At 47.4% G+C, this 2,930-nt stretch carries 4 protein-coding genes; 2 read left to right on the top strand and 2 right to left on the bottom strand.

The window, feature by feature from the left end; translation table 11 throughout:
* Both FHQ30_RS12485 and FHQ30_RS12490 read left to right on the top strand, forming a co-directional pair.
* A partial coding sequence (locus FHQ30_RS12485) for a tetratricopeptide repeat protein (protein WP_500692270.1) occupies positions 1 to 851 on the top strand: 851 nt, incomplete at its 5' end.
* 85 nt (positions 852 to 936) lie between these two features.
* A complete protein-coding gene (locus FHQ30_RS12490; protein WP_139611505.1) occupies positions 937 to 1,599 on the top strand; it encodes an NAD(P)H-dependent oxidoreductase in 663 nt (220 codons plus the stop codon).
* A gap of 10 nt (positions 1,600 to 1,609) precedes the next feature.
* Here the strand turns inward: FHQ30_RS12490 and napF are convergent, their stop codons facing one another.
* Together napF and dmsD are read right to left on the bottom strand one after the other, a co-directional pair.
* Positions 1,610 to 2,155, bottom strand: coding sequence for a ferredoxin-type protein NapF (gene napF / locus FHQ30_RS12495; protein WP_139611506.1), 546 nt, complete (start codon positions 2,153 to 2,155; stop codon positions 1,610 to 1,612).
* Between the two features lie 11 nt (positions 2,156 to 2,166).
* Positions 2,167 to 2,784 (bottom strand): Tat proofreading chaperone DmsD, encoded by a 618-nt coding sequence (dmsD, locus tag FHQ30_RS12500; protein ID WP_139611507.1) that lies wholly within the window; start codon positions 2,782 to 2,784, stop codon positions 2,167 to 2,169.
* Positions 2,785 to 2,930: the final 146 nt, after the last annotated feature.

Here is a 2,930-nt window from a genome sequence, read left to right on the forward strand (position 1 = left end):
TCAACAGACCCTATTACCCAACAGACGATTGGAAATTGAGCCAACAGGTAATTTACTCTCAACTTCACAAAGGAGATAGCATGCTATTACACCGCCGACAGCAATTCGCACGTCTGTGCGCTATATTCATGACCGCACTTAGCCTGTTCTTTGCCGCCCTGCCTGCAGCCGCCGCCACGACAAAGGAAATCACAGCGCAAGGTCTTTCTGCCCAAAGAAATGGCGACTACGACCTCGCCAAATTCTATTATGAGCAAGCCGCTGAACAAGGATATGACGAGGCACAAAACAATCTCGGGTACATGTACCAACAAGGACTAGGGGTCAAAACAGACTACGCGCGCGCCAAATTCTATTACGAACAGGCTGCTGCACAAGGAAATGCCGACGCACACAACTATCTCGGGTTCATCTATGAAAATGGACTAGGAATCAAAAAAGACTACGCCCGTGCCAAATCTTATTATGAGCAGGCCGCCGCACAAGGAGATCCCAATGCGGTACACAATCTCGGGGTCCTGTATGCCCAAGGACTTGGTGTCAAACTAGACTACGCCCGCGCTAAATCCTATTTCGAGCAAGCCGCTGCGCAAGGAATTGCTGAAGCACAATACAATCTCGGGTTAATGTACTACGAAGGACTCGGTGTCAAACCAGATTACGCCCGTACCAAATCCTATTTCGAGCAGGCCGCTGCGCAAGGATTTGCCGAAGCACAATACAGTCTTGGAGCTATGTATTACAAGGGAGAAGGGGTCAAAAAAGACTACGCCCGCGCCAAATCTTATTATGAAAAGGCTGCCGCCCAGGGCGATAAGGAGGCGGCCGAAGCATTACGCGAGTATTTCTAAGGGGTTTAACCCGATGGATAATTGGGGTATCGGTGGCAAAACTGTCACCGAGTGTTGGAAAATAACTTAAACCAAGGAAATCAGGATGAGCAATATCACAAAACAACAGGTGTTAGATGGCTTTTATTTTCGGGCGGCAACTCGCCGTTATGATCCGCTGAAGAGAGTCAGCCGTGAGGACTTTGAGTATATTTTAGAGCTGGCACGCTTGTCGCCCAGTTCGGTCGGCTCAGAACCCTGGAAGTTTCTGGTGCTGCAAAATCCCGAACTGCGACAACAATTGAAGCCGGTCAGCTGGGGCATGGCAACGCAGTTGGAAGATGCCAGTTATCTGGTGGTGATTTTGGCGAAGAAAAATGCCCGCTACGATTCGGACTTTTTCCGCCAAAGTTTGCTGCAACGTGGTCTAAATGCAGAGCAGATCAGCAAAGCCTTGGCAAGGTATCAACAATTTCAGGCTACGGATATCGAGGTGCTCGACAGCGAACGTGCGTTGTTCGACTGGACCAGCAAGCAAACTTATATTGCGTTGGCCAATATGATGAGCGGTGCGGCATTAATCGGGATTGACAGTTGTCCGATTGAGGGCTTCAACTACGCCGAAGTCAACCGCATTTTGGCAGAAAACGGTGCTTTTGATGCCGAAGAGTGGGGTGTTTCGGTGATGGTAACCTTTGGTTATCGTGCCAAAGCACTGAACGCTAAATATCGCAAACCGATTGAAGAAGTGGTGACTTGGCTCGAGTGAGTCAGTGTATTTATATTAAATCAATATAGGAAGATGGACAGCGAATTTTGCATTCGCCGCAGCCGTTGCAGCGCTCTGAGTCCAAAATGATTTTTTGGCTGGCGCGATCAAACGAAATGGCATTTGTTGCACAGCTGGTTTCACACAGCGTGCAGCTGCGTCCTTTTTGGCGTAAGCACAGATAACTAAAGTGCGGTCGCAGCTCGGTGTCTGACCGCACTTCGTGATGTAATGCACCGGTTTGGCAGGTTTCAGTACATTTCCCGCACAAATCACAACTACAAAAATCAATTTCAAGTACCGCTTTTTGATTTTGCAAACGGATTAAACCATACGGACAAGCTGACACACAGTCACCGCAGCCATTGCAGAATTTTAAAAACAGCGGCTCGGCCACCGCTTGTGGCGGACGAGTGGCTTGTCGCTGATAGACTTCACTACTGATTTGCTGCTGTGCTTTTTGACCCGCATTAAACACCCCACGCAGCAAGCCACGACGCGAGATATGGTTGTGCTGTAGAAAGGCTTGGTAGTAGCGCTCGTTTTTACCGCTCATATGTTACCTGTTTAGCGATACAACCGCACTTTCGGTACTTCAAGTTGCAACTGTTGCTGCCAGTTGTCTAACAATGCTTGGCTCAACAGTCCTAAACCGCGGTAGAAAGTGTGGTGCTGTTCGGCGATCAGCCGTTCGAGAAAGCGCCCTGACCATGTCAGCAAATGTTGCTGTAAAAATTCATTGAGTTGCTCTGGTTGGTTTTCCGCCAGCCATGCTGCCATCATCAACATCAAGCCAAAATGGTCTTCCGGCTCATTTTGTGCCAGCTCCAGCTTGATGTTGTAGGTCTGCATAAAATCACGCAGTTCCAGCAATGAACTGCCAAAAATGACCGCCTCTTTGTCCAGATAAACCGATCCCCAAGGCGGCGCCGGTAGCGAATTCGGACCAATAAACAACGCTTGAAAATCCTCATTCAACTGCGCCTGCCCTTGAGCAATCCCCTGGGTCAAGCAGTGTTGAATCTGCTCCCGTTTTGCTTGACTTAAAAAATCGCAGCTTGTCTGCCATTCGCCATGTTGAAATAACGCCAATAGCGACTGGTTTTGCTCCTGCTCCGGCGCATGATAAAACAGCGAACCTAAAATTCGCCCAAATTGAGAAATGGAGGTTAATAATGGATTCATATTACATATAATTTTAGTGTGAATTTTAATTATTTTAACACAATTAACAAAAGTGCGGTTGTCTTAGGTCAAATCAGTAGCGGATAGACTGTAAATTATCAATATTTTAAGAAACTAAAATAATTCTCATTATTTTAGTTTGATGC

Origin of the sequence: Testudinibacter sp. 'clade 2' (assembly GCF_006227735.1) — a bacterium.
In the GTDB taxonomy this organism is placed as follows: domain Bacteria; phylum Pseudomonadota; class Gammaproteobacteria; order Enterobacterales; family Pasteurellaceae; genus Chelonobacter.